23 protein-coding genes are annotated in these 26,238 nt (G+C 38.8%); 11 read left to right on the top strand and 12 right to left on the bottom strand.

The window, feature by feature from the left end:
* Window positions 1–223: 223 nt before the first annotated feature.
* Window positions 224–1,630, bottom strand: coding sequence for a Na+/H+ antiporter NhaC (gene nhaC, locus RU93_RS04485; RefSeq protein ID WP_071874413.1), 1,407 nt, complete (start codon window positions 1,628–1,630; stop codon window positions 224–226).
* 674 nt (window positions 1,631–2,304) lie between these two features.
* Between nhaC and RU93_RS04480 the strand changes: the two genes are divergently transcribed.
* The 3 genes from RU93_RS04480 (at window position 2,305) to RU93_RS04470 (ending at window position 5,776) form a co-directional block, all read left to right on the top strand.
* A complete protein-coding gene (locus RU93_RS04480) occupies window positions 2,305–3,834 on the top strand; it encodes an AMP-binding protein (protein WP_071874412.1) in 1,530 nt (509 codons plus the stop codon).
* 209 nt (window positions 3,835–4,043) lie between these two features.
* Entirely contained in the window at window positions 4,044–5,084 is a 1,041-nt protein-coding gene (locus RU93_RS04475; protein ID WP_071874411.1) for an IS1595-like element ISLca5 family transposase, read from the top strand.
* A gap of 149 nt (window positions 5,085–5,233) precedes the next feature.
* Window positions 5,234–5,776, top strand: a complete 543-nt coding sequence (locus tag RU93_RS04470; protein ID WP_071874410.1) for a ClbS/DfsB family four-helix bundle protein — start codon at window positions 5,234–5,236, stop codon at window positions 5,774–5,776.
* 159 nt (window positions 5,777–5,935) lie between these two features.
* Here the strand turns inward: RU93_RS04470 and RU93_RS04465 are convergent, their stop codons facing one another.
* The 9 genes from RU93_RS04465 to RU93_RS04430 all read right to left on the bottom strand — a co-directional run bounded on the left by RU93_RS04465 (window position 5,936) and on the right by RU93_RS04430 (window position 15,366).
* Window positions 5,936–6,340, bottom strand: coding sequence for an Ohr family peroxiredoxin (locus RU93_RS04465; protein WP_071874409.1), 405 nt, complete (start codon window positions 6,338–6,340; stop codon window positions 5,936–5,938).
* Window positions 6,324–6,770, bottom strand: coding sequence for a MarR family winged helix-turn-helix transcriptional regulator (locus tag RU93_RS04460; RefSeq protein WP_071874408.1), 447 nt, complete (start codon window positions 6,768–6,770; stop codon window positions 6,324–6,326). The genes RU93_RS04465 and RU93_RS04460 overlap by 17 nt, the downstream gene beginning before the upstream one ends.
* A 164-nt stretch (window positions 6,771–6,934) precedes the next feature.
* Window positions 6,935–7,825 carry a ribose/proton symporter RbsU gene (gene rbsU / locus RU93_RS04455; RefSeq protein ID WP_071874498.1) on the bottom strand — a complete coding sequence of 297 codons (891 nt, stop codon included), beginning with the start codon at window positions 7,823–7,825 and terminating at the stop codon, window positions 6,935–6,937.
* Window positions 7,826–8,081: 256 nt separating this feature from the next.
* A complete protein-coding gene (locus RU93_RS04450; RefSeq protein WP_071874407.1) occupies window positions 8,082–10,109 on the bottom strand; it encodes an ABC transporter ATP-binding protein/permease in 2,028 nt (675 codons plus the stop codon).
* 247 nt (window positions 10,110–10,356) lie between these two features.
* Window positions 10,357–10,968, bottom strand: a complete 612-nt coding sequence (locus RU93_RS04445) for an NAD(P)-dependent oxidoreductase (RefSeq protein ID WP_071874406.1) — start codon at window positions 10,966–10,968, stop codon at window positions 10,357–10,359.
* Window positions 10,965–11,096, bottom strand: coding sequence for a hypothetical protein (locus RU93_RS12350; RefSeq protein WP_281246332.1), 132 nt, complete (start codon window positions 11,094–11,096; stop codon window positions 10,965–10,967). The genes RU93_RS04445 and RU93_RS12350 overlap by 4 nt, the downstream gene beginning before the upstream one ends.
* A gap of 577 nt (window positions 11,097–11,673) precedes the next feature.
* Complete coding sequence (fic, locus tag RU93_RS04440; protein ID WP_071874405.1) at window positions 11,674–12,279, bottom strand: protein adenylyltransferase Fic; 606 nt, start codon at window positions 12,277–12,279, stop codon at window positions 11,674–11,676.
* Window positions 12,280–12,593: 314 nt separating this feature from the next.
* Window positions 12,594–13,904: an APC family permease gene (locus tag RU93_RS04435; protein WP_379952843.1), complete on the bottom strand. Its 1,311-nt coding sequence runs from the start codon at window positions 13,902–13,904 to the stop codon at window positions 12,594–12,596.
* A 433-nt stretch (window positions 13,905–14,337) separates the two neighbouring features.
* On the bottom strand, window positions 14,338–15,366 hold the full coding sequence (locus RU93_RS04430) for an NAD(P)H-dependent amine dehydrogenase family protein (protein WP_071874404.1): 1,029 nt from the start codon (window positions 15,364–15,366) through the stop codon (window positions 14,338–14,340).
* Window positions 15,367–15,454: 88 nt separating this feature from the next.
* Here RU93_RS04430 and RU93_RS04425 point away from each other — a divergent pair, with 88 nt between their 5' ends.
* The gene (locus tag RU93_RS04425; RefSeq protein ID WP_071874403.1) at window positions 15,455–16,273 is read left to right on the top strand and encodes a MerR family transcriptional regulator; all 819 of its coding nucleotides are present in this window, start codon (window positions 15,455–15,457) and stop codon (window positions 16,271–16,273) included.
* A gap of 66 nt (window positions 16,274–16,339) precedes the next feature.
* Here RU93_RS04425 and RU93_RS04420 read toward each other — a convergent pair whose 3' ends face one another.
* Window positions 16,340–18,253, bottom strand: a complete 1,914-nt coding sequence (locus RU93_RS04420; protein ID WP_071874402.1) for an endonuclease MutS2 — start codon at window positions 18,251–18,253, stop codon at window positions 16,340–16,342.
* Window positions 18,254–18,625: 372 nt separating this feature from the next.
* Here RU93_RS04420 and RU93_RS04415 point away from each other — a divergent pair, with 372 nt between their 5' ends.
* The 6 genes from RU93_RS04415 (at window position 18,626) to RU93_RS04390 (ending at window position 24,648) form a co-directional block, all read left to right on the top strand.
* Window positions 18,626–19,282 (top strand): ABC transporter ATP-binding protein, encoded by a 657-nt coding sequence (locus RU93_RS04415; RefSeq protein ID WP_071874401.1) that lies wholly within the window; start codon window positions 18,626–18,628, stop codon window positions 19,280–19,282.
* Window positions 19,263–20,045, top strand: a complete 783-nt coding sequence (locus RU93_RS04410) for an ABC transporter permease (RefSeq protein WP_071874400.1) — start codon at window positions 19,263–19,265, stop codon at window positions 20,043–20,045. The genes RU93_RS04415 and RU93_RS04410 overlap by 20 nt, the downstream gene beginning before the upstream one ends.
* 1 nt (window position 20,046) lies before the next feature.
* Entirely contained in the window at window positions 20,047–20,733 is a 687-nt protein-coding gene (locus RU93_RS04405) for a response regulator transcription factor (protein WP_071874399.1), read from the top strand.
* On the top strand, window positions 20,734–21,705 hold the full coding sequence (locus RU93_RS04400; protein WP_071874398.1) for a sensor histidine kinase: 972 nt from the start codon (window positions 20,734–20,736) through the stop codon (window positions 21,703–21,705). It begins immediately after the preceding gene.
* 131 nt (window positions 21,706–21,836) lie between these two features.
* A complete protein-coding gene (locus RU93_RS04395; RefSeq protein ID WP_071874397.1) occupies window positions 21,837–22,607 on the top strand; it encodes an ABC transporter ATP-binding protein in 771 nt (256 codons plus the stop codon).
* Window positions 22,582–24,648: an ABC transporter permease gene (locus tag RU93_RS04390; RefSeq protein WP_071874396.1), complete on the top strand. Its 2,067-nt coding sequence runs from the start codon at window positions 22,582–22,584 to the stop codon at window positions 24,646–24,648. Before RU93_RS04395 ends, RU93_RS04390 begins: the two co-directional genes overlap by 26 nt.
* 93 nt (window positions 24,649–24,741) lie before the next feature.
* Here the strand turns inward: RU93_RS04390 and RU93_RS04385 are convergent, their stop codons facing one another.
* A complete protein-coding gene (locus RU93_RS04385) occupies window positions 24,742–25,035 on the bottom strand; it encodes a hypothetical protein (RefSeq protein ID WP_071874395.1) in 294 nt (97 codons plus the stop codon).
* Between the two features lie 142 nt (window positions 25,036–25,177).
* Here RU93_RS04385 and RU93_RS04380 point away from each other — a divergent pair, with 142 nt between their 5' ends.
* Entirely contained in the window at window positions 25,178–26,218 is a 1,041-nt protein-coding gene (locus RU93_RS04380) for a YncE family protein (RefSeq protein WP_071874394.1), read from the top strand.
* The last annotated feature ends 20 nt before the right edge of the window (window positions 26,219–26,238 follow it).

Here is a 26,238-nt window from a genome sequence, read left to right as displayed (position 1 = left end):
AGCCATCGTGATGTTTTGGGGTGCTTGTGAGACCACAAAAAAAGGCTGTGAGATATCCCCAGCCCTTTTCTGTTATATGAACGTTTAATTGTAATAAAAGGAGGACAACCGTCTGCTCTGTCACCTGAGCGCCACTCGCGCAATGAAAAGAGCCAATTATGCGAGTGGATCTGTATTTTCTCAGAGCAAAACAACTTTTTTCCTCCCTTCTTCACTATTTGATTTATTTTGTACCAAAAAATTTCTTACTAGGAGTCCCATCTGTATAGCTCACACCTATTCCAGTAATGGCACTAAGCATGGAAAAGATGGGCGAAAGCAGGCTAAAGAAAACAAATGGTAAATAGGTCATGGTTGGAATACCAAAGGTTCCCGCCACAAAGCTACCCGCAATCCCCCACGGAATCAAGTAATTCATCACCGTTCCGCCATCTTCTAATGAGCGACTTAAGACGACTAAATCGATGTGGTTTTCTTTGTAGACTTGCTTGAAGGCATTACCGGGTAGAATAACCGATAAAAATTGCTCGCCAATAAATAAATTCACTCCAATTGATGTCAACAGACTCGCAATAATGACTCCTGATGTCCTTTTTAATTGATGAGCCACAACATTCATCACTGCCCCAATCAAATTGGTTTCCATTAACAATCCGCCTAAAGATAATGTTAACAGAATCAGAGAAACGGTCGGCATCATACTGGCTATTCCTCCACGCGACAGCAGTAGATCAATGGCTCGATTCCCCGTATCGGAGACAAAACCTGATTCGATAAAACTAGCAATTTGAATAATCGGCGTTTCGGGCGTTTGAACAAGAATAAAAATAATGCCTATGCCGATATTCAATAAAAGCGTTAAAATGGCTGGTATTCGACGCCACGCACAGACAAACATCATCACGATTGGGAGTAACGCCCACAATGAAATCGTAAAGTGACTTTCTAATACTTGAACAACAAGCTCGATTTCTGCCAAATCAACGGTACTTTCAGAAATCCCTAGAACTGAAAACAAGAGTAATGAGACAATAAATGCAGGAATCGTAGACCACATCATATTTCGAATATGTTTAAATAAATCAACTTCTGCAATCGCAGCAGCTAAGTTGGTCGATTCAGAGAGCGGCGACATTTTATCACCAAAAATAGCACCCGAGGCAATGGCACCGACAATCAGTGGCGGATGAATGCCTAAGGTTATCCCGATTCCAAAAAAGGCAATCCCGATGGTCGACATTACCGTAAAGGCGCTACCGACCGCACTTCCGACAATCGCACACACAATAAAGATTGAGGGAACAAACCATTTGACGCTAATCATTTTAAAACCGTAGACCATTAATGTTGGAATAATTCCAGCTTGAATCCACACGGAGATTAAGGCACCGACTAATAAAAAGATAAAAATAGGGATAATACCGGGTTTAATGCCATTCACAATTCCTTCGTTGACACGGTCAAACGGGATGCGTTTGATGACCACATAAAGCAACACGAGTGCAATGGAAAATAAAATGGCAATATTCGGCGTCACTTTTAAAACAATGACACTCAGGGCAATACTGGCAATAATGAAGGTTAAGACTAGACTAGCTTCTACAATACTTGGTTGATTTTTTTTATTCATTTCTTTCTGCTCCTTTTAGTTGGTTGTTTATTCTGCAATCAAAAGGCGATAACGAATCATTCTCCCACAGTTCACTGCGAAAACACCTCCTTGAAATCTTTTTTTACAACGTACTCTTCTTAGAGAACGACTTTCTAACTTTAACAGTTTCGATTCTTTCAAAAAAACAAAAAACGCCCTCGGCTATCGCTAGCTAAGGACGAAAGATACTTTCGTGGTACCACCTTTATTCAAAAACAAAAAAACTGTTTTCCTCTGATTGGTATTTAATTGTAATTACGATGTTGTGTAATTCAGTCATTAAGTATTCATCGATTCACAGCAACATCGACTTTCTGGGCAAGGGACTTAACGCTTACTAAAACAAAGACACAAAAAATGTGTAGAAAACGTGATAACTTCCCTACTATACCAATTCCATAAATAAAAGGCTAGTCTTTTCAACGATTTTGTTCCAATCTTCTTTCGATAAGTATCATTGTAAGGATTCGACACTCCTTTTCTATTTTTTAAACTTGTTCGCCGAATGAATTTGTCTATTTTATCACGATTAAAAATAGCGACTTCAACTTATAAAACGGTTTGTTCTTTTTAAAAAAAGATATCAAGAATTACTATTATTATGCTAAAATAGGATTGTTTCATGTTATTTTTAGAAGAAAGAAGGAAAATAAATGCCCGATCACACGATGATCCCCTTAAATTTATACAGCAATTATGAAGAGTATGCTCAATTTTTCCCTAATTCCGAGCTCATTTTTGATGAAATCTTAGTCGCTTTTCCAGAATTAGCATTACGTAGCACTTACCAGAACAGCCTAGAAGTTATTTTACAACGTGCCTATCAATTATCTGCGCTTGGTGTCAAAAAAGGCGATAAAGTGATTATCTTTAAAAGTCCTAAATTTGATACGTACTTACTTGCCGTTGCCGTTTCCTATTTAGGCGCTGTCCCAGCGATGATTTCGTATCATTTCCCAGCTAAAACAATGGAAATTTTTGGCGAGCGACTTGCTCAGCCATTTATTATTTACGATCAACAAACCGAGCCAGTCATTGCGCAATTAGCCAATTATCCAACTGAGAAACAAATCAGTGTCGCACAGTTATTAGCGACTTCATACGAACCCGTTCCTCAAGAAAAGCTCGCATTAGAGGAGATTTCTTATATTACTCATACTTCAGGCACGACAGGCGTACCTAAACTTATTTGTCATTCTGCCCAGTCGATGGGTTGGCGGACAACCTGGCAACGGGAAGTCTTCGGGAAAATCAAAGAAAAAGGACTACTCGCCTTTCATATTTCTCCCGTGCACTCACGTTTTAATATTGGGATTTCTTCGGCAATGGCGTTTGGTTTTTCTTTGATGCCTTTAGCCAGTCCTAAAGTTGATTCTTTAATTACGATGCTCGAAAAAGAACAACCATTAGCGTTAGAAACCCATCCCAATAATTTTGTTCAGTGGCAAGAAGCAACGAGAAAAGCACCGCATGCGTTTTCTTCGATTCGTTATTATCATTCCACTTTCGATGCCATTAACAATCAAACGATGGCAGCCTTTTTAACGGCTAGTGCCGCAAATGATCCTGTTTTCTTACAAGTCTACGGTCAAAGTGAATGCGGACCAATGATCTTAAAGAGCCACCGCCTGTCGACTATTCACGAAAATAACGCACGCGATATGGGATTTGGTTTGGGAGAGTTAACGAAAGCACGGATTGCCGATGAGAATGGACACCCCCTTCCTGCCAACACTCCGGGAAATATTCATTTCCGCTCAAAAGGTCGGGCCTTAACCTATTTCAAAGAAGATGAACGCTTTACAGAAAATTGCTACGATATTTGGTGGGACAGCGGAGATTATGGCGTAATGAATGTAGAAGGCGCACTTTTCTTAAAAGACCGCCAAGTTGATTTAATCCAATCCATTGATAGTAGCTTAGCGTTAGAAGATTTGTTATTAGACAAACTGGACTTCTTATCAGAAGTCGTGATTGTGAAAGATAAAGAACATTACCCACAACCGATTTTGGCACTCGCTGCTGACGCCGAAATGGATTGGGATGCTTGGTGGCAAGCGGTCGAAGATTTGCCTCATTTAAACAAAGCGATTCTTTTAGACTTTGACGCAATTCCCCGGACAGCTACCATGAAAGTCCAACGCCGTAAATTAGAAGCAATGCTTGCGAATTCACTCATTTAAAGAATACAAAAAGAAGCTATGACAGCCGTCACAGCTTCTTTTTGTGATTTCCTGAATCTCGTACAGATATCTTAAAATAATGTGATTCTAGTTACTTCAGTTCCGATTTTTTTTAAAATAAGGCTATGTTAAAGAACTCTGTTGATATTTGATAAAAGAGAACGTTTGTTCTATAATATAAGAAAAGAGTGAGAGCGAGTGGGTTCCGAATGTCATTGAAGGAGATTATCGAAGAGATTCGAAAGTTAAATACAGCCGACCAACATAGATTGAAACAGTTCTTTGTGAACTCGCTTGCATCTTATTCGGCAAGCGAACCTGTCTTCAAAGAAGTGTCTGAACGAAAGCATAAAGAAGGTTATACGTGTACCCATTGCCATTCGACGAAGGTTGTCCGTTTCGGGAAATACTCAGTGAAAATGGATATGCGACTGATTGAACGTCAACGTTATCGCTGTAAAGATTGCGGAAAGACCTTCACCGATGTTACGAATACCCCACTTCATCGAACTCACTTGCCTCACAAATGGTTAGGGTTCATCCAATGTATGATAGAAGGCTACTCCCTTCGAAAAGCCTCTGAATTGATTGAGGTTCATTATGTCACTCTCTTCTATTGGCGACATAAACTGCTTTCTGCGATGAAGCAGATGGACTTTGAGAAGATCGAAGGTATTGTCGAGATGGATGAAACCTATTTCCTGTATTCTGAGAAAGGAAAGCGTAATCTCAAAGGTCGTAAACCAAGAAAACGTGGCGGCTCCTCGAAGAAACGGGGCATTAGTAAAGACCAAGTGTGCGTTCTTGTCGCAAGAGACCGCCAAAAGATGACGTATTCAAAAATCATCGGTCAAGGACGTATCGTAAAGACTCGACTTGATGATGCCATCGGCTCCAAACTTTCTTCAACGAATGTTCTCTGTACAGACGCTTGGAGAGCCTTTAAGACCTATGCGACCGATAAAGGTTTGGAACATTACCGATTCAAATCAGATGGATATCAACGTGTGAAAGGTGTTTATCACATCCAGAACGTTAATAGTTATCATAGCCGACTCAAAGGCTGGATTGACCGTTTCAATGGCGTCGCTACAAAGTACCTCGACCATTATTTGAGTTGGTTCCGATTCCTCGATAGCATCAGACATCGCAACAACGATGCAACCGTCAGCAAAATGATAATAGAAAGTTGTTTATTCTCAACAGTAGAAACCTATGATAAACTTAGATTATCAGAATTTTCCAAATGATAATCTAAGTTGTTCAAGAATAGGGGCTGTATGATTTGGTCTATAAATTATGACCATTTAGGAAGTTTTAATCATATCAAAAGTAGAGAAAAAATATTCAAAGCTATATTTTCTTAAAATTTCCATTAGTCAAAGAGAGGAGATTAACTATGATAGACAAAAATGAGAAAGAGATTTTATTATTGAATAGCGAGAAAAATTTCAAAGAACTACTTGAAATAATTGAATCAGTACCGAAAAGTAAAAGAGGAATTTCTATTGAAACTCCAGAGAGAGATAAAAATTTTAGAGATGTTTTAATGCATCTTTATGAATGGCACGCAATGCTTGAGAGATGGTATAGAGAGGGTATGGATGGGGATATTCCTTTTATGCCAGCACCTGGTTATAAGTGGAGTAGTATTAAACTCCTGAATATACGGATTTGGGAGAACTATCAAGATGTGACATTAAATCAAGCTATAAAAAAATTGAAGTTAAGTCACCAAAGAGTAACAGACTTAATTAAAATACATACGAATGAAGAAATCGTGACAAAAAAATATTATAAGTGGACGAAAACAAGTAATTTGTTCAGTTATTTTACAGCGAACACATCTAATCATTACATTTGGGCTGTGAAAAAATGTGAAGTTATCGCAAAGGCTTTAAAAGAAATAGAAAATGAAAATTTTGTAAAAACGTCTACTTAAACGAACGAGGACTTTAATAGAGTAAACAAAAGGGAACTTCTAAAAATGGAAGTTCCCTTAATTCTCGTAAAAAATCAACAATATAATTTAACATAGCCTAAAATAAAAAAGAACGAAGGCAATAACTTAGCCTTCGTTCTGTAAAATCTATCTATTCAATTAGACAATCTCAAACGTTACTTTCACATTATTACGAACGGCTTTTGAATAGGGACACACTTCATCCGCTAATTTCACAAGTTCTAATGCGCGTGCCTCTTCTACGCCATCGATTTTAACTTCAAGAACCACTTCAATATGGAATCCTTCGACGTCGTCTGCAAACAAGCTGACCCGAGCGGATACTTCACTTGGATGAACGTCATTTTCTCGTTCCATGACGAGTTCTAATGCACCATTAAAACAGGCACTATAAGCAGCTGCAAATAACTGTTCTGGATTCGTCGCATTTTCGACCTTTTTGCCAGGGGAAGTCACCTTGTGTTCAAAGAGATGATCCGGTGAATACACTTCACCTTCGCGTCCGCCAGTGTTCGTGATCTTTGTTTCATAAACTTTTTTCATTGCTGATTCCTCCTACTTTTTTTGCTAACTGATTGATTTGATTCAGTAAGTCAAAATAATTTTCCTCATCTTCAGTGACAACAGCCAAACAACTTGTTACCTTCGACAAAATGGCCTCTTTTGACTCCTTTGCCTTAGACGTTAAGCTAACGACGACTTTTCGTTCGTCTGTTTGACTTCGTGCCCGCGTAACAAAACCGTTTTGTTCCATGCGTTTGATCATGGGCGTCAACGTCCCACTATCTAATGATAACGCCTCGCCAATTTCTGTAATACTTCGCTGATCATTTTCCCACAATACGAGTAATGCTAAGTATTGCGTATAAGTCAGATGGTACGGTTCTAACGCTGCGGTATACATTCTCGAAAATTCTTTTTGAGCATTGTAAATCGCAAAACACAATTGTTCACTTACAACTTGTCGAATCATTTCTCTCACCACATCTCCTCTATTTATATTTTACACAATTTAATTTTATAAAACAAGAATTTCGTCTTTTCGACGTAAGAATGAATCAAAAAAATTTTTCTCGCATCCCCACATTGCATTTCTAAATAAAAAACTCACGATAATCCTACCGTGAGTTTCACCCGTTAAATCATGACGGTCATCGTTGCCGCTAGAATAATGAACCCTAACCCTAATAACGTCACTTTCATTTCTTTGTTCGTCTTCTTTTGTCCAAGGAAATAAATACCCGTTAATGTTCCGACAACCACTGACGTTTGCGATAAGATAAAACCCGTTGCCAAGCCGTTCATGTTGGGTTGTGCGGAGATGAGATACGTGAGGGCTGCAAAAGCAAAAAAGAAACCAGAGATCATTTGCAAATAAGAAACTTTTTCTTTAAAAGGAGAGGTTTCATTTTTTTGCGTTACTGTTAAAAATAGACTATAAAGAGAGGCCACCAAAAGCATTCCAATCGCTTGTGGTAAAAAAGAAGTCATCCCATCGACATTCGTAGCTTGTGGCGCAGCGGAATACGCCCAGTACCCAATCCCACCAATTATTAATAAGAAGACCGCACGTTTTAACCTTGCGCTATCTTGCGCATCTTTCTTTTCTGTCCAGACAGACATTCTCGCACCAATCACAATTAAGACTAAGGCAAAGATGCCAATCAATTTATTCGTCACGCCTGGCCAATTTCCTAGAAAAAAAGCACCCCACAATGACGTCACGAGTAACTGAACAGCAGTCGTAATCGGTAACGCTTTTGAAGTACTGACTAACTCAAAGGATTTAAACGTAATAATTTGTGCCGAGGCCCAGCCAATCCCAGACAACAACGAGAATAGCAAATCTTTTCCTTCAGGCAATGCGGTTTTTGTTGCAAATGAAAAAATCAATGCAAAGACAAAAGTTCCCAATGTCGTCCCTAAAATTTGATTGACTGGACGTCCACCAATTTTTGCTGCCACCGTTGGGAATAATCCCCATCCAATCACTGGACATAATCCAATCAATAATGCTATTGTATTCACAATCATTTCTCCTCTTTATGGGGGAAACCCCATCCATTCTTCTTTTCTCAAAAAAGAAGTTCCAATTGAAAAATATAACACATTTTATCACACTTCTCAATATGAAACAGACGGACTCAAGCGTCATTATTTCTTGACAACCAACGAGGTTTTCTGAGTGTTTCATTGATGGAAACTTCGCACACTTTCTCATAAAAAAAAAACGACCCTCTCCATATTAAAGAGGACCGTTTAAAGTACGATGAAATAGGGTTGGTTACTCGTGGCGTAACGCTTCGACAGGATCGAGACGGGACGCGCAAACCGATGGCAAGAGTCCCGCAATCACACTTAGTAAAATACTGATCACCATTCCCATCACGATGAACTGATATTCCACTAAAAAGATAGTCGTACCAAATTGTTGTTCGACTACTCGATTGCCAATAATTGACAAGATGTAAGCAAAGCCGACACCAAAACTACCGCTAAAAACACCAATTAAAAAGGATTCCGAAACAAAAATCCGACGAATATCTTTCTTTCTTCCACCTGTCGCTTTGATCACACCAATTTCTTGCGTCCGCTCAACCACGCTGATGTAAAGAACGGTTAAAATCATAATCGCTGAAACAAACAATGATAAGCCAGCAACTCCCGCTAAAATATACGTGAAAATATCGATCATATCCGTAAATAATTTCGCAATGGATTCCATCGCAGATCCCTGATAACCCAATGTCTTGATTTCTTCTTTAACACGAGCATTGGCTTGCGCATCTTCTGCTACCAGGTACACAACATTAGGCTGTAACTCGATGTCATTGGCTTGCGCGATGGCTTCAACATCCGCATAATTCATATAAATCGAGTCAAAGACAGCCGTTGGACCGACGGCATCGCTAGAAGCAAAAATCCCACTAATTACCATATCTGTTTCTGTAATGACGCCATCCATCATTAACGTAACGGTGACTTCTTTGCCGATACTGTCTTCACCAATACTATCGGCAATTCCTTGCGTGATTAAGATTTCGCCTTCTTGCGGGAACTCTCCTTCACTCAAGTTTGCCGTCGTAATCATCGAGGACATCGTTATAAAATTCATAAAGGAGCGATAGCGATCGTTATACATAATCGAATTATTTCCTAGTGAAAAAGTCGAATAACCTTTTTCAAGCGATGCTACTCCATCAATGTTCTCTAGGGTTTCTAAATCTGATTGTTCAAAAGGAACGTTATCATTTCGCATCACAGGACTATTTTGAGCGGGATCCATTGGCATACCTGTTGGATCCCCTGTGATTTCGCTCGTTGAAGAATTACTTGTCTCTTGTTCTTCTGGTTCCGGCATTCGAACTTCACTGACGACGGGATTCACTTGCTCTTGCATGAGATTCGTTAAATAGGCATTCACACCCGAACCTAAAGAGAGCATCAAAATAATACTCATAATGCCGATACTACCGCCAAGGGCAATGAGGACACTTCTTGAAAATTTCTCCTTCATATTTAAAAAGGCTAATTTCATCGCGGCGAAAAATGATAAGTTCCGATTTTTTGGACGACTCGTTAAACTAAAGCGACTAAGATGTTCTTTTGAATGATACACTTGATTTTCAGGATATTCTTGATCAGAAATGATCGAGCCATCTGCTATCGTCACAATGCGACTCGAACGTGCCGCGACTCTTTCTGAGTGGGTCACCAGTAACACTAACTTGCCGCTAGCCGCAATTTCGCTAAAGATTTGCAGGACTTGATCAGCCGTTTCAGAATCTAGCGCGCCTGTCGGTTCATCTGCAATAATAATTTCTGGATCATTCACAAGCGATCGTGCAATCGCGACACGTTGTTTTTGTCCTCCCGATAATTGATTCGGTTTTTTATAGTAATGTTTTTCTAAGCCAACCTCAGCGAGAATTTTCTTCGCTCGTTCAACGCGAATCTTTTTACTGACGTTGGATAAGGTCATGGCTAACGCCACATTTTCCAACACATTTAAATGGGGAATCAGATTAAAACTTTGAAACACAAATCCTATCTTCTCTTTATTGTACATCACTCGTTGGTTTTCATTATACGTTCCAATATTTACACCATCGACGAGTATTTCTCCTTCAAAATCGCGATCCAAACCACCAATCAGATTCATTAAGGTCGATTTCCCACTACCCGATTCTCCGATAATGGAGACCAATTCGCCTTTATTAAACGATAAATTAATATTTTTTAGTGCATGAAAACGCAAATCACTACCCGAAAGATAGTACTTATTTACATTTTTTAATGTCATTAAAGCCATGATAACCACTCCTACTCATTCTAAAAAAGCCTGGATTGCTTCCTTCTTATTTTCATGGTGCGTCTTGTTTGAACTTTTATCAAATGAAAAAGAACCTCATATAGACAATTTTATGATTTGAAGCACTTGTGTTGCAATACTCACTGCGCACTAAAAAACTGATTAGATGTTCACTTAATCGATTGGAGATCACAACTGTATTACCTTTTGTACTAAAATCGATTTTTGTACAGACGTGGTCTCATTCCTAGTATGCCAATCCTACTGTTTCATTGTGGTAGTCTCCACTTTCGATGGTTTCTAATAAAAAATGTGCTAAATCTTGTCTTGAAATATTTTTCCCACCTTTTGGAACACCAATCGTCATTTTTCGATAGCTTTTCGTAAGACCCCCATCTGTTAATGAGAGCGGTCGCGCGAGTGTATAATCTAACCCACTTGTCATAATGACCTGTGCTGCCAATCGATGATCATTGATCACGTGTTTATAAAAAAGAGTAAGAATGAAGTTTGTCACCCATGAGAATTCGTTATGAATGCCTGCCGATGAGATGGCTGCAATCCTAGATACATTGCTTTCTTTCATGCTAGCTACGATTACCTCCGTAAGCTTTTGGATTACGTTCGATTGATCATTATCATTGCCACCTAGACAAGATACGACAACATCGTGATCACGCATCGCCGCAGACATTTGGGGGATTGATTCTAAGTTTTCTTGAATAATAGTCAGATTTTCAGCTATTGTTAGCTTTTCCGGTGACCTCACATACGCAGTAATATGATGTCCCTTTGCTAGCGCCATATTTAGAAAGACAGTACCTGTTTTTCCGGTTGCTCCTAAAAGAAAGATTCTCATGTCATTCTCCTTCCATCATACTCAATCACTTTTTCTAATAATGAATGTATCTCATTTTGCCACTGAGCATCTTGATTGGGCCAATAGTTGGCCTCATTCATTCGTTTTGCCACTGTTTCGATTATCATCTGTTTTATTTCCCCTCACCTTTTACTGGTATTATACTTCGAAATGTACCGTCATGAGCAGTTTATTTTGTATTAATAGTATATAGAAGTTTCTCAGCAACACATTCCTGTCAAAAATAATAATGCTCAAGCGGAAAATGACATGCATACGACAATAAACAAAAAAGGCATGTCAGTACACGATACGAATGAGTGATAGAACTAAAAGTATCGTTATTGACATGCCTAACCATGACTAACATTCGCAAAAAATTACAGACCTAGAGAATGATTACACGATCAAGCGCTATTGGAAGTTTTTTTGAGCGACGGAAGGCCCGAGTAATTGTCTTGCTGCATTTGAGAAAAAAAGAATAGAAGTGATGGTTGATTGATTAAATAATTTTAATTGTTAACAATATGCCATTTTGTATCAATAATTAAAGTTTTTCTTAAAAAAGTGCCTATACAAATCTACTATTTAATACTTGGCAAGCCATGACAGAATAATCGCAAGTTGCTTATTATTCATCCTCGAAACTTTGATAAGCAGTTGAGGCACGTGCATCCCCATATTTGTCAATTAACCCACCTACTCTTATAAATCATCTATCGTATATTCAGAATACCCCTCGTAGAAATAGCTGACGTCGATTCCTTTCATATATAACTCGCGATCATCAATCTTATCGGTTAGGGCGTTCGAAATCAAATAGCGTATCTCCAAATCATTAATCGGACTGCGTTCCATTGCCGAAAGATAATCTGATTTATCAATCAAGTTCCAATCGACAACTTTTTGTAATTCCTCTTTTAAAATGATATCCAACCAAATTCTAGTACTCCGGCCGTTTCCTTCTCGAAACGGGTGCGCGATATTCATCTCGACATATTTCTTAATAATTTCTTCAAAAGATGACTGTGGCATTTGATCGATATGCTTCAACGAATGTTCTAGATACATAACCGGCGCAAATCGAAAATTCCCTTTTGCGATATTGACGGATCGAATATTTCCGGCAAACTCGTAAATCTCTGAAAAGAGAAATTCATGAATTTCAGATAAGCCTTTAAAAGTACCAACTTCTATTTCATTTATTTTTCCAGAATCATATAATTCCTTCGCTTTTTGTTTGCTGAGTTTTTCTTCAGTTTTGGCCAACTCGACTTGACTGGTTAAACCCAATTTATTCTCGATAATCATGCGAAATCTCCTTCAATTTTTGACATCAGTTTATGCAACACTCGTAAATCTATTGTACCGCGAATGTAAAAATGCGTCAAAAACGATTAAGTTTCTGACACATTTATTAATAGAGAAGTTCTAAAATTCGTATAGCAAATTTTTGAGTGATTAATGATTTATCGACGAGTTTGTGGAGGGTAAATCGGAAAATGACAAGCGTACGAGAATAAAAAAATCATGTCAATACATGATCAAGCGCCACTAGACGTCTTTTTGAGTAATGGAAAGAACGAGCAATTGTCTGGCTTCATTTGATAAAAAATCTATTGTTACTACTTTTTCCCGTAATAATACACAGGAATCCCTAACAGGGTCAGGCCAATTCCTGAAAGGACAAGTATTGGTTGGGTAACTGTCGTCATGATTAAAATAAATAGTCCACCAAACATCGCAATCAGCGGGGTAATCGGATATAACGGAACTTTATAAGGCCGGATTAAATCAGGTTGCGTTTTGCGTAAAATAAAGACAGCCGCAAAAATTAATATACTAAAGAACCACATGACAAAGACAAGCATATCGGTTAATAAATCAAAACTACCGATCAGAATCATGCCACAGCCAATACCTAACTGTAAAAAAGCAGGCAACAGAGGAACGTAGGTTTTACGGGTTAATTTAATGAACGCCGGACTAAAACGAAAATCATTTTGCATCGCTAACGCATAAGGAACACGGATGCCGGTCATCGTATAACCATTTAGCGCTCCATAAACGGAAATCAAAATACCAATTGTAATGACTTTCCCACCAATGGTACCAAATAATACTGCCGCAGCTTCTGACGACGCGTTTAGATTCCCTGCAATTTGATCGACAGGTAGGACTTTTAGAAAAACAAAGTTAATCGCCCAATATATTAACGTGACAAAGCTCAACCCTAAAATAATTGCTTTGGGTAGGTCTCTAACCGGGTTTTTCATTTCTCCTGCGACATTCCCAACATTTAACCAACCATCATAAGCAAACAACGTCGCTAACAAGGCGCTACTAAAGCCCGCCAACCATGACTTGTCTCCACCGATTTCTAGATTGACTAAAGAGACAGTCACTTCTCCCGGTATGAAAAGACCGACAAGGACAATCGCAATAATCGGTAACAATTTAACGACTAAGGTAAACGACTGAACACGAGCAGCCACCCGGGTGCCTAAGAGATTAATCACCGTCACACTGATTGCAGTCATCATAGCTAGAGGAATTAAGAGCTCATTACTTAAACGCAATAAATTAATCAGTTGGGTCGCAAAAATAATACTTAAAGCGGCAATATTAGCTGGAAAGTAAATAATCGACTGGGCCCAACCAAGTAAAAACGCCGGTAATTTTCCATAGGTGACTTCAATGTATTGAATGGCACCGCCCGTTTTTGGAATAGCTGTCGCCAGTTCTGCTACAGTCAAACCACCACAAATGGTTAAAAAGCCTGCAAGTAACCAAGCAAATAATGCTAGTCCTGCTGATTGCGTGTGGGCAACGACAGCCGCTGCCTTGAAGAACACGCCTGCGCCAATTACGGTCCCCATTACCGTCGATAACGCACCCATCAAGGTAATTTCTCGTTTTAGTTTTTTCGTTTCCAACAAATCCCACTTCCTTTTCTTGTTAAAGAGTTAGCAAGAGTATACTTAATATTTCAGAAAATTTCCATTAAAATATTAACAATTCATCCTAAAAGAAAGATTTTCTACCATAATTTGAAGCGAATTATCAAAAAAACACAACAAATCGTTGATGGGGAGTATCAGACAATTCATTTGAGGCACGTCCTTGGTATTCCGTTTATTGGATCGGAAGTCTCTTTGTCCGGCTCATTACTTTCACTAAAATAAAATCACTTCCGCTGCTTATTTTCCATTAAAATCGTTTGTTTAGAGGAAAAAAGAAAAGAGCGATGACCGTTAACGTCACCACTCCTTTTCTGGATAATTGGAAGAAGGCCAAAAATGGCGCTTCTTATTGATTCGTTACTCGCGAGTATTTTACGCGTTAGTCGATTTTCTCTTCGTTCTGTGATTATACGTATAAATGAATCGGATACGTTAAATAGCTCGCTGTTTCTAATTTTTCGGCAGTCACAAAACCTGCAGGTGCGTGGATTAAAGATGGGATACGGTTAACAATCGTTGCACACGTATGCGCGACAGTATCTGGTTTCTCTAGAGAAAAGACCATGTTTGGTTCACCCATAATTTCCCAATCACACATATCTCCTTCATTTTCGCGGTACACTTTTCCAATACATTCAACCTCTAGTTCAATTCCTTGATAAGTCTGAATCGTAGTCACCGCAGACATGCCAATCGCATCTCCTGCTGGAATGGTTCTTCCTAACGTTTCGGAGTAGACATCTTCTTCTAAAACGAAAGGAACGCTCTTTTGACTAATCGCTTGAATGGTCCAATTCATTTTTGCACAAATTCCTTCAGCGGCATTCCACATGTACGAAGGTAGACTTTCGGCTTGGGCAATCTCAGCTTCGAATTTTGCCAAATCATAGCCTGCTCCATGCGCCTCTGCCAGTGCTAAACCATAATCTTCTACGTTATAACTCACGGCACCTTTGACTTTTTGAATCTGATTCATTCCCGCCATCATCAACGTTGGCATATTAATCCAATACAAGTCTTGCATGCCACTTCCTGTAATCGTTACACCGTTTTCTTTAGCTAATCGATCTAAACGATTGGTCACAGCTGGTGATGTATTCCAAGAATAGATTGCTTCTTCACAAGTAGTGATGACATTGACCTTATTTACCAAACAAGTTTCAAATATTTTTTCCATTTCAGGCATATAACTAAAGACCGTTACAATGGCAACATCCGCATCACAGTTCGCAAAAACTTCTTCCGCATTATCTGAAATCTTAACGCCCGTTTGGTAACCCAGTTCAGCAAATTCACCGATATCTTTCCCTACAACCGCTGGATTATTATCAATCGCCCCAACTACTTCTGCTCCGTGTTGCACTAAGTATTGAATAATTGTTTTTGACATCTTTCCACAACCATACTGCACGACACGTACTTTTTCTTTAAACATTGTTTATTCCTCCGATATAATTGTATTTTACTTCACAATTGAAGTATAATCTCTATAGTAACTATAGAGTCAAGGGAGAGTTATGAAAATGTTTACAAAAATGAAGATTGGTGATTTCGCCAAATACAATCAGATTTCGGTACAAGCTTTACGTTATTACGAATCCATTGATCTGATCCATCCGATTGAAATTGACCCGTTCACGAATTATCGTTATTACCACATTAAACAATCTGCGGTCATTGATAATATTCAATTCTTTCAACAATTAGACTTTAGTTTAACGGAAATTAAGCAAATCATGAACGATACAAAAACACCGACGGAATTAAACCAAGTCATCGAAAACAAAAAAGCAACTCTCCAAGCAGAATTAAAAAGTATTCAGCATCAATTAGCAGAAATTAAAGTCTTTCAAGAAGGGGCTCTCATTTTCCAAGAGAAACAATTTAACAAAGCGATTGAGTTTGTTGATTTCCCTGCTCGTTGGGTCTTTACTTATCCAACAAGACAAAATATTTACCAGATGACCGAAGAAGAATACGAGTTTTCTCTACGTGAATTCAAATCTGACTTAACCGATTTACGCAAATTTAATTGTGTCGGCTCGATTATGCCTCGGACCTCTTTTGTTGATCAGTCTTTTTTATCAAAGGAATTTTTTATTTTTTCTGATCAAAAAACAACGGAGACACGTCTCTTACCAAAAGGAACTTATGCCACTTATTATTGTCACTCCTTCCAAGAAGAGATTAAAATGTTGCCTCTTTTTCAACATGAACTGGCCGATCAAGGCTATCAAATTATCGGAGATTATATTTGTGAAGTCCTCTATGAAAAGAATAAAACCTCTGATGTGAACCGCTCCATGTTTATTCGGATGCAAGTCCCTGTTAGTCGTTCCTAAACGTGCAAAAGGACTGTGACAAAAGCCACAGTCCTTTTTGCGTTCGTTCAGGAAGCCATTCTTTGGTTAGGTATTCTTGGTTCCTGGTCCTTCTCTTCTTTTGCGTGCTGCTTTATCCAATGCCTTGTGGGCTTTCTTTGATCCTCGCAACAAATCTCGTTCTTCTTTTCTTACATGGTAATCGGTAAAGAGTTGGTCTAAGTCATAATCAAGCGGATAGAGTTCCGTAGCGGGTGCCAATAGTTTTACTCGTTTTCTTAAAACCTCAATCACTTCTCCCTTGACAAAGACAGCTATTTTCTCTTGTTGGTGATCATGATAGATCAATCCAATTTGTTTTGTTTCAGTTAATTCAACGCGATCACCTTTTTGAAAGTCAAAATAAGATTCCTTCGGTTCGCTCTTCATTTTGACTATTTGGTTAAAAACTTTTCGTGTTGTCGTAAAAGCTTCTTTATCAATATATTTTTGGGCTTGGTCGATGACTTTTTTCGAAATGGCCATTTTTTGCGCAATCCATAAGGCTTGACTTTCTCCCACTTCACCCACAATTAAGCGATACAAGGGCTTGAGATTTTCTTGATCAAAGGCCATCGCCGCTGTCACAAAATCCTCGTGTTCTTGAGAGAAGCGTTTGACCTCACCGTAATGAGTCGTTGCAACCACAATCCCACCCTTTTGATAAATCTCTTCCATGATAGCAACCGCTAAAGCAGCCCCCTCATTTGGTTCTGTACCGCTCCCTATTTCGTCAAATAAGACGAGCGTGTGTCGCTTAATCTGTGGCAATAGTTCACTGATATTTTTTAGATGACCTGAGAAGGTACTTAAGGCATCTTCCATATTTTGTTGATCACCGATGTCGACAAAAAGTTGGTCAAAGACGGCAAGTTCCGTGCCTTCTTTCGCAGGCACTTGTAGTCCAATCATTGCCATCAACGTGAGTAATCCAACGGTTTTTAACACTACCGTCTTGCCTCCTGCGTTTGCTCCTGTGATGACTAAACCTCGATACGTTTCTCCTAAATGAAAATCTAAAGGAACCACCTCTCCCGGTAGGAACGGATGACGTCCTGCCAGAAGATGGATACGCTCTTCTTTATTCATTAAAGGTGTGACGCCATTCAATTCGCGACTGTATTTAGCTCGCGCAAAGATGCAATCAAACACTGTGATGGTTTCAATCGCTTGGTCAATCACTCGTTCATTCTCAGCTAAATATCCTGTTAGTTCCGCTAAAACTTGATATTCTTCGATGGTTTCTTCCATTGTTAGTCCATTCAACTGCTCATTTAATTTTGCGACAGCACTGGGTTCGATAAAGACCGTTTGTCCTTTACTTGATTCTTCGATTAACGTTCCTGCTACCTTATTCTTATAGCTCGCCTTAATCGGAACGGTATAATGCTCGCCTTTTTTGACGATCATCGCTTCTTGAATCATTTCTTTATTTTTCCCATGGCGAATGAACTTCATTAGTTTATCTTGAATTTCTTTTTGGATTTCCATTTTTCTTCTACGAATTTTAGCTAATTGCGTAGTTGCTGTATCACGTATTTTCTGATTGCTAATTTTGCGATCAATCGCTTCTTCCACTTCAAGCAATTCAGGTAAATAACAACTATAGTTATACAGCAAAGGCGTTTGATATTGATTTTTTTCAAAAAACTTGCGAATGAGACGACTACTTCGTAAAAAATCACCGCATTCGATTAAGTCTCCTGGAGGTAAAATCAACCCTTTCTTGACTTGTTCAGTGAGCAAAGTAATCCGACTCAGCCCCATAAAGGGAACATGTTGCTGACTATCTAAAATCAAGCGTGCTTCTTTCGTTTCCGCTTGGCGTTTATTCACTGTTGCAAGATTATTTTGGGGAAGCCATTCTTCAATGATTGCTTGACTATGCTTGCCAATGGCTTTTTCTTTTATTTTTTGAATCATTTCATTGTACTGTAGTTTCGTTAACGTCGTTTGATTCATTTTTTCTCTTTCCTTTCAAATAAAAAAGAGATACCTCTTTCAAACATCGATTGACTTGTATTTAACCTAGAAAACACAAAAAAAACGATCGTCTACACCATCGCTTGAGCAGTCTATCATCTCATTTGTCGACAGGTATCTTGATAAGCTCGCCAAATAAACCTGCCATTTGCAGTTTTTTTCGACGATTCAACTTATAATTTAGATACCGCTGACACTCACAAATTCGTCCCCGTTTCACTAGGTTACATTTTTATTCCCTCACAATTTATCAAGTTTTCACGCCTTTGTCAAATCATCCGAGAGAAACCTTCCCTAAATAAATCAGACAAGGTACAATTAGAGTATCAATGTTTTAAGAAAGGAACGATTATGACTGCTTTATTAACCATTCATCAACTTTCCTATCAAGTAGGAAAACAACACATTTTATCAAACGTCAACTTAACGGTAGAAGCAGGCGATTGGCTGACCATTGGTGGCCCTTCTGGTAGTGGAAAAAGTAGCTTGCTGAAACTGATTGCCTCCTTACAAACACCCACTTCAGGAGCAATTTTATATCAAGGAAAAGCGCAGGATACTTATGAAATCACCACTTACCGGCAAGAAGTTTCCTATTGTTTTCAAAATCCGACCTTATTTGGTGAGACGGTTTATGATAACTTGCTCTTCCCTTTTACGATCCGTCACTTACCGTTTGATCAAAAGAAAGCCGAAGAAGCCCTTCAATTAGTCGCTTTAAAACCTGATTTTTTACATAAAAATATCAATGATCTTTCTGGTGGTGAACGTCAAAGAGTCGCTCTTTTGCGAAACTTACTTTTTTTACCTAAACTATTATTGCTCGACGAAGTGACGGTCGGATTGGATAGTGAAAACAAGCAAATTGTGCTAGATTTTCTTGAGAAGATTCACCAAAAAGGCGTAACGTTATTACAAATCACTCATGATGAAAGTGAATTAGCCCACAGTAAAAAAACAATTTGGATTCAAAATGGAGGGATTGTCGATGAACGAGTTAGCCGTTAATAATGCATCTTTGTTTTTTTCCTTTGCGCTGGTTTTAATCGCAGTTTTGATTAGTCAAAAGGAAAAATTAACCTTAAGTAAAGACATTCTCTTGAGTATTTTACGAGCAGTCATTCAATTAACGATTGTCGGTTATGTCTTAAAATATTTGTTCCAAGTTAATAACGTAGTACTGACGGCTTTAATGAGCTTCTTTATTGTCGTGAATGCCGCTTGGAATGCCCATAAGCGTAATCCCCATCCAATCAAAAGCTATTGGAATTCGTTATTCGCAATTTTTATCAGCACGTATGTCACGATGGGGGTGCTTGTCTTATCTGGCGCCATTAAATTTATCCCATCTCAAGTGATTCCAATTAGTGGAATGATTGCGAGTAACTCAATGGTCGCGATTGGTCTTTGCTACCGTCATCTCTTTTCAAAATTCCAAGACCAACGGCAACAAGTCTTAGAAAAACTCGCTTTAGGGGCGCCAATCAAACTTGCTTCTCTCCCGATTTTACGAGAGAGTATTAAAACGGCGATGCAACCGACAATTGATTCTGCAAAAACAGTCGGACTTGTCAGTTTGCCCGGCATGATGTCTGGTTTAATCTTTGCAGGAGTTGATCCTGTCCATGCGATTAAATATCAAATCATGGTGACCTTTATGCTGCTTTCAACGACCAGTCTCGGATCGATTATTGCCGGTTATCTTGCCTATAAACACTATTTCAACTCGCACTTACAATTAATTGATACGACTAAAAAAGAGGAGGCATAAAATGAAGATTTTTCTAATCGAAGATGATAAGGCATTAGCCAACTTAATCAGTGCAACGATTGAAAAATATGGCTTTGACGTGATCATCGGAAAAGACTTTCAACATCTTGATCAAGAGTTTCTAGCGATCCAACCTCATTTAGTATTAATGGATGTGAATTTACCTTATTTTGATGGCTTTTATTGGACAAAAATGATTCGCAAACATGCCAATGTGCCCATTATTTTCTTGTCTGCTCGCGATCACCCGATGGATCAAGTCATGGCGATGGAATATGGGGGGGATGATTACTTAGTGAAACCCTTCGTAAATGAAATTCTAATGGCTAAAATTAAAAGTCAATTCCGACGGGTCTACGGAGAATATGCGATTGCCAAAGAGCGAACTGTCGTTTTTCGTGAATTAACCTATTATCCCGAACGGTCAGAAGTCCACTACCATCAGCAAAAAGAACTACTTACTAAAAAAGAAGGGGAGCTATTAGAATTACTGATCGAGGAAGCCCCGAAAATCGTTCCAAGAGAAACGTTACTCATGAAATTATGGGATGATGTCCGCTTTGTGGATGATAATACGCTCTCTGTGAATATGGGACGGTTACGTAAAAAACTAGAAGATTTAGGATTGGTCAATAGCATTGTGACGATTCGCGGCATTGGGTATCAACTGGATTGGCAGGTGGCGTAAATGGCTTATTATATTAAAACGCATTGGATTCCTTTCACTGCTTGTTTGACAATCATTGCTTTTGTCGCGCTAATTACTGGTTTAAGTGACACTTTAGGTTGGCGTTTATCTTTGTATTTTTTAGGCTTAAGTGCCTTCTTATTCCTAGGTTTATTTGCTTATGATTATTATACCAAACGCCATTTATATCGATTTTTATCGGGTCACACGAATCAACTACTACCGGGTGACAGTAGCCCCGTTAGCCAGAAGATTCAAGTCTCATTTGATCACGTTCGAAAAAAAGAAGAGCAACAACTTTTACTCCAAACGAAACGACAAGAACAACAAATTACCTTTATGAATTTATGGGTTCATCAGATGAAAACCCCCTTGAGTGTGCTCGAAATGATGGCTCAAAACAAACAATTGACGCCATCAGCTGTCTTAACAGAAACACAACGATTAAAAAACGGACTGAATATTGCCCTCAATGAAGCCCGGTTAAGTGCTGGATTCCAGACCGACTTCGTACTGAAAAAACTCTCTTTAATCCATGTCGTCTCGAGTGCGATTAATACGCAAAAAACAGCTTTTATTCAGCGAAACATTTATCCTGCTATTTCAATTCCGGAAGAAATGATGATCATTAGCGATGAAAAATGGTTGGCCTTTATGATTGAACAGCTCTTAACGAATAGTTTGAAATATTCTTATTCCGAGGGGAAAATCGATGTGACAGCTATCGCACACGAGGAGACGATTCAACTGACGATAACCGATTATGGTGTTGGAATCCCCGCTTCCGATTTACCTCGGGTGAAACGACCTTTTTTCACGGGCGAAAATGGGCGAACATTTGGTGAAGCCACGGGGATGGGTCTTTATTTAGTCAATCAAGTCGCCGAAGGATTAGATATTCAGCTACAGATTGACTCTATTTTTGGTCAAGGTACAACGGTTACGCTTGTTTTCCCTAAAATCAAACAGTAGTGTGGCAGCTTTTTTCTGTCACACTTTTTATTTTCTTACAACTTTGTAAGGATTTTGTCAGCTTCAGCCATAGGTAAGCCAGATTTTTCTTGCTAAACTAGCTGTATGATAACACTTAGGAGGACACATCTATGTCATTACTATCAATTAAGCAATTAACGAAAAATTATACTGGCGAAGTCACAGTTGAAGTCTTAAAAGGAATTGATTTAACGGTCGAAAAAGGCGAAATGGTCGCAATCATGGGACCTTCCGGCAGTGGGAAAACGACCTTGCTCAACTGCATCGCAACGTTGGATCAACCAACAACTGGAGAAGTCTTACTTGAAAATGAAAATCCGCATCTTTACAACAAAAATCGTTTAGCGGATTTTCGCCGGCACAAACTTGGTTTTGTCTTTCAACAATACAATTTACTTGCCCCACTAACCGTGATTGAAAATATTGTCTTACCGCTGACGTTAGATGGCGAAAAACCGGCATTCATGTTAAAAAAAGCGGAAGACTTGTTAGATGAACTTGGTATTTCTGCTTTAAGAGATAAGCGTATCTATCAATTATCCGGTGGTGAAATGCAGCGAGTCGCTATTTGCCGCGCGTTAATTCATGATCCTGCTTTGATTTTAGCGGACGAACCGACAGGGAATCTCGATTCAAAATCTGCGGATGATGTGATGGCTCTGCTGAGTCAATTGAACTTCGAACGCCACGTCACTACGTTAATGGTGACACATGATCCCTTTGCTGCAAGTTACTGTCATCGGGTAGTCTTTATTAAAGACGGGCGTTTCTACAATGAAATTTACTTAGGGGAAAATCGCGATGAGTTTTATCAAAAGATTTTAACCGTTTTAAGTCACTTAGGAGGTCGTAGTCGTGAACTTCTTCAAGCTGATTACTAATAACGTTATCCGTTCTTCTCGCATTTATGGAGGTTACTTTCTCAGTAGTAGCTTTTCTGTTTTTGTTTTCTTTTTATTTTCCATTTTAAATTTTCATCCTCAACTAAAGTCTGGTCTGGGTGGTAGTAATGGCAACATCGCCACATTAGCTGCGATGGGAATGACTGTCAGTCAAGTGCTGATTGTGGCACTTTCTTTTATCTTTTTATGGTATTCGTTTGGTATTTTCTCAAAAGCTAGAAAACGTGAATTGAGTATCTATGTCATGCTAGGGATTCAGCCTAAAGATCTGCGCAAATTACTGTTCGGTGAAAACATGGTCATTGGCATCGGCGCCATTATCTCTGGGATTACGATTGGATTAGTCTTTATGAAAGCCATCTTAATTATTGTGCAAAACATTTTAAGTTTGACTACGGGACTCGATTTTTACTTTCCAACAGTGGGGATTGTGTTAACCATTGGGGTTTATATCATCTTATTTTTATTCGTTAGTTTCTTTTTGACTTTAAAAATTGAAACCGCCAATTTAACACAACTAGGGAAAAGTGAGGAAATGCCTGACAAAACTCCCAGAGCCAATCCTGTTTTAGTCCTATTGGCGTTTATCAGTTTAGGTATCGGCTATGGTTCTCTTGTTTACTTTGTAAAAAGCCTTTACAACAATAATATTCTTGTCTTACTTTCTTGTGTCATGTTTACCGTTATCGCAACCTTTCTCTTTTTCCATCAAGTGAGTGTTTATTACTACTTATGGCGAAAAAAAAGGGCGGATTATTGGCAAGGAAAACAGTTACTCTTAACTGCAACTAGTATTTATCGTGGGAAAGAAAATGCTAATTTGTTTGCTCTTATTACTTGTACCGCAGCCGTTGCTCTGGTCGGTGTCTCTGTGACCGCCAGTTTAGGCAGTACCGAAGCCAATACAAGAAATAACCTTCCCGCAGCGTTGGTAATCAATCATTCTTTTGATCCGACTCAAATAAGCGAAGCGGAACACCCGATTTTACAATTGGGCCAAGAAATTTTTGAGCAATTAGCAAAAGCAGGCTATGAACCGACTTATGAAAAAATCCAACCAATCCCCTTTGAATATACCCTTAAAGAAGAGAACGTTTCTAATTATACCGGCGTTATTTCGATTAGCGACTATAATCGACTCGCGAAACAATTAGGAATGGAAACCTTGGTAACGAAAGAAAATGAATTACTGCTTCCAGCTTTCGATTTAGAAGAAGCAACCTATTTCAAAAAATTCGGACAATCCTATCCCATTTCAATTGTTGATTTGGAAGGGGATTTTACCTTAACAGAGGTCCCGATTCCTTTTCGTCTTTCGGTTTATAATCAAATTCTGATTGCACCGGATTCTCTTGTGGGATTGATTAAGGGAAAAATGCAAACAGAAGACATGCCTTACAGCGAAATCTATCAATTCATTCATTATCAAAACTGGGACGATGGTAGTGCCTTGAATAAGCAAATACTCACTCGATTAACTCAAAAAGTCGTTGATTTTGAAACGGCAATGGAAGAATACCACTCGATCGATAACGAAGAAACTTCTATCGAAAAATGGGATGACATTATCAATACAAAATACCTGGAATTCGATTCTCTTTATCATAATCTCATTCAAAAGCGCCAAGCAAATGGCTTTATTTTAATGATTGGGTTGCTGATTGGTGGGGTTTTCTTCCTCTTTGCTTCTTCTATTCTTTATTTCCGTCTCTTTGGGGATTTAGATAAAGAAGGACGCTTGCATCGCAGTCTCTATCAAATTGGCTTAACGCCAAAAATGCGTCACCAAATCGTGACACGCCAACTACTAACCATGTATTTCTTACCAATGATTGTCGCGACGTGTCACTCTGCTGTGGCTTTCTGGGGAATTGTTCAATTAGCTGAAGTGAATTTATGGCACTATTTCTTCATTATCATCGCGGTCTACTTTCTTTTACAATTCCTACTCTTTTGGATTTCTCGTTGGCGTTATCTGACTCATCTCGATTTACGGGCAGAAAACCCCCAAGCTTTTTAGACAAAGAGGAACTGTGAGCAAACTCGCAGTTCCTTTTTGCCTTTAAGAACATTGCTCGATAAACGGACCACAACAATCTGCACGTTCTTATCTCTACCCTTGATAAGCGAAATCCATTTCTTTCAACAATCGGTAGGTCTTTTGATACCCTTGACACCCATCTTCTGGTGGTGTGTAATTTGCTGTAATGGTTCGCAATCGTTCGAGTTGCAGAGCTAGCGTTTTTTTATCAAGCATAGCCTCTTGGACATTGGCCTGAATCGCTAAAAATAATTGACGGACTTCCCGTAGCTCTGGATGGTTTTTGCCGTGTACCTTTTCAATCGTCCGCGTCAATTTATCTAAATCTTCCAGCTTATTCGTGACATCGTAATCAGTTTTTTTCATCTTTTTTCCCTCTTTCTTCATTGGATACTCTCATTATACGAAGATTTTCTATGGGATAACTTGATTTATATCAAGAAAGAATCACTTTACTTTGTTTTTTCGGTACTTCCTTGTAAAATAAAACAAAAAGGAGTGACTAATGATGACTCGATCACGAAAAATAATCATAACAAGCGTTTTGATGATGCTGATTACGATTGCTTTATTTATCTTTTTTCTAACTAGAAAACCTTATTTTCATAGAGGATTTGAAGCTCGGTACCCCGAAATCGTACCAGCGCTGTTAACCAATGCTCCTTTCGATCAATATCTGATTCCAGACTTAGAAAATACCGAAACGATTCATACGAAAAGCGGAGAAGTCGAAATCGGGCAAGGAATGGTTCCCCAAGGACTTGCTTTAGCAGAAGATTGGCTCATTATTTCGGCTTATAGTGAAGAAAAAAAATATCATTCCGTGTTATATGTTTTAGAAAAAGCAACAGGTGAACACGTTAAAACCATCGTATTGCCTGACACCCCACACTTAGGGGGCCTCGCGTATGATCCAACCGCGCAAAATCTCTGGTTAACGACTGAAACGCCTGATGATACCGCGCAACTTTCAGCCATTTCTTTGAAACAAATCGCGGAAGATCAATTTGAGAAAACAAAAGAACCAATCCAATATTTAGAAGAAATTGCCCTTTTTGATCTAGAAAAAGCTTCTTTTATGACCTATCATAAAAATAACTTAGTCGTCGGTCGTTTTAAAGAAGAACACGACGGCACACTCGTCAGCTATCCACTTGACAAACAGGGACTTCCTATCCAAGAAAAAGTCAGTGCGCCACAAGAAGTTCGCGGAGCCGATCCAGTTAAAGAAGTTGTTGAAATCACCAAGGAATTACAAGGTGTCACATTCCACGAAGATCAGATTTTATTTTCTCAATCTTACGGAGACAAGTCTTCTAAGCTTTTATTTGCACCAAATAACCTAGCCGCTGACCCTTATGATGTCGATGAAGAAGACTATACGAAAGAAATAACCTTTCCACCTTACATGGAGCAAATTGTCGCAGCTGATGACCGTCTCTATGTTTTGTTTGAATCAAGTGCCGCCCCTTACCGGTTAAAAGAAAATGCTTTTCCCATTGACCGCGTCCTTGTTTTTGATTTGCCAAAACTGATGAAACTAAAATAACAATAAAATCCGCACTGTCC

Origin of the sequence: Enterococcus aquimarinus (assembly GCF_001885765.1) — a bacterium.
Taxonomy (GTDB): domain Bacteria; phylum Bacillota; class Bacilli; order Lactobacillales; family Enterococcaceae; genus Enterococcus_I; species Enterococcus_I aquimarinus.
This window is presented reverse-complemented; position numbering and strand designations above follow the sequence as displayed.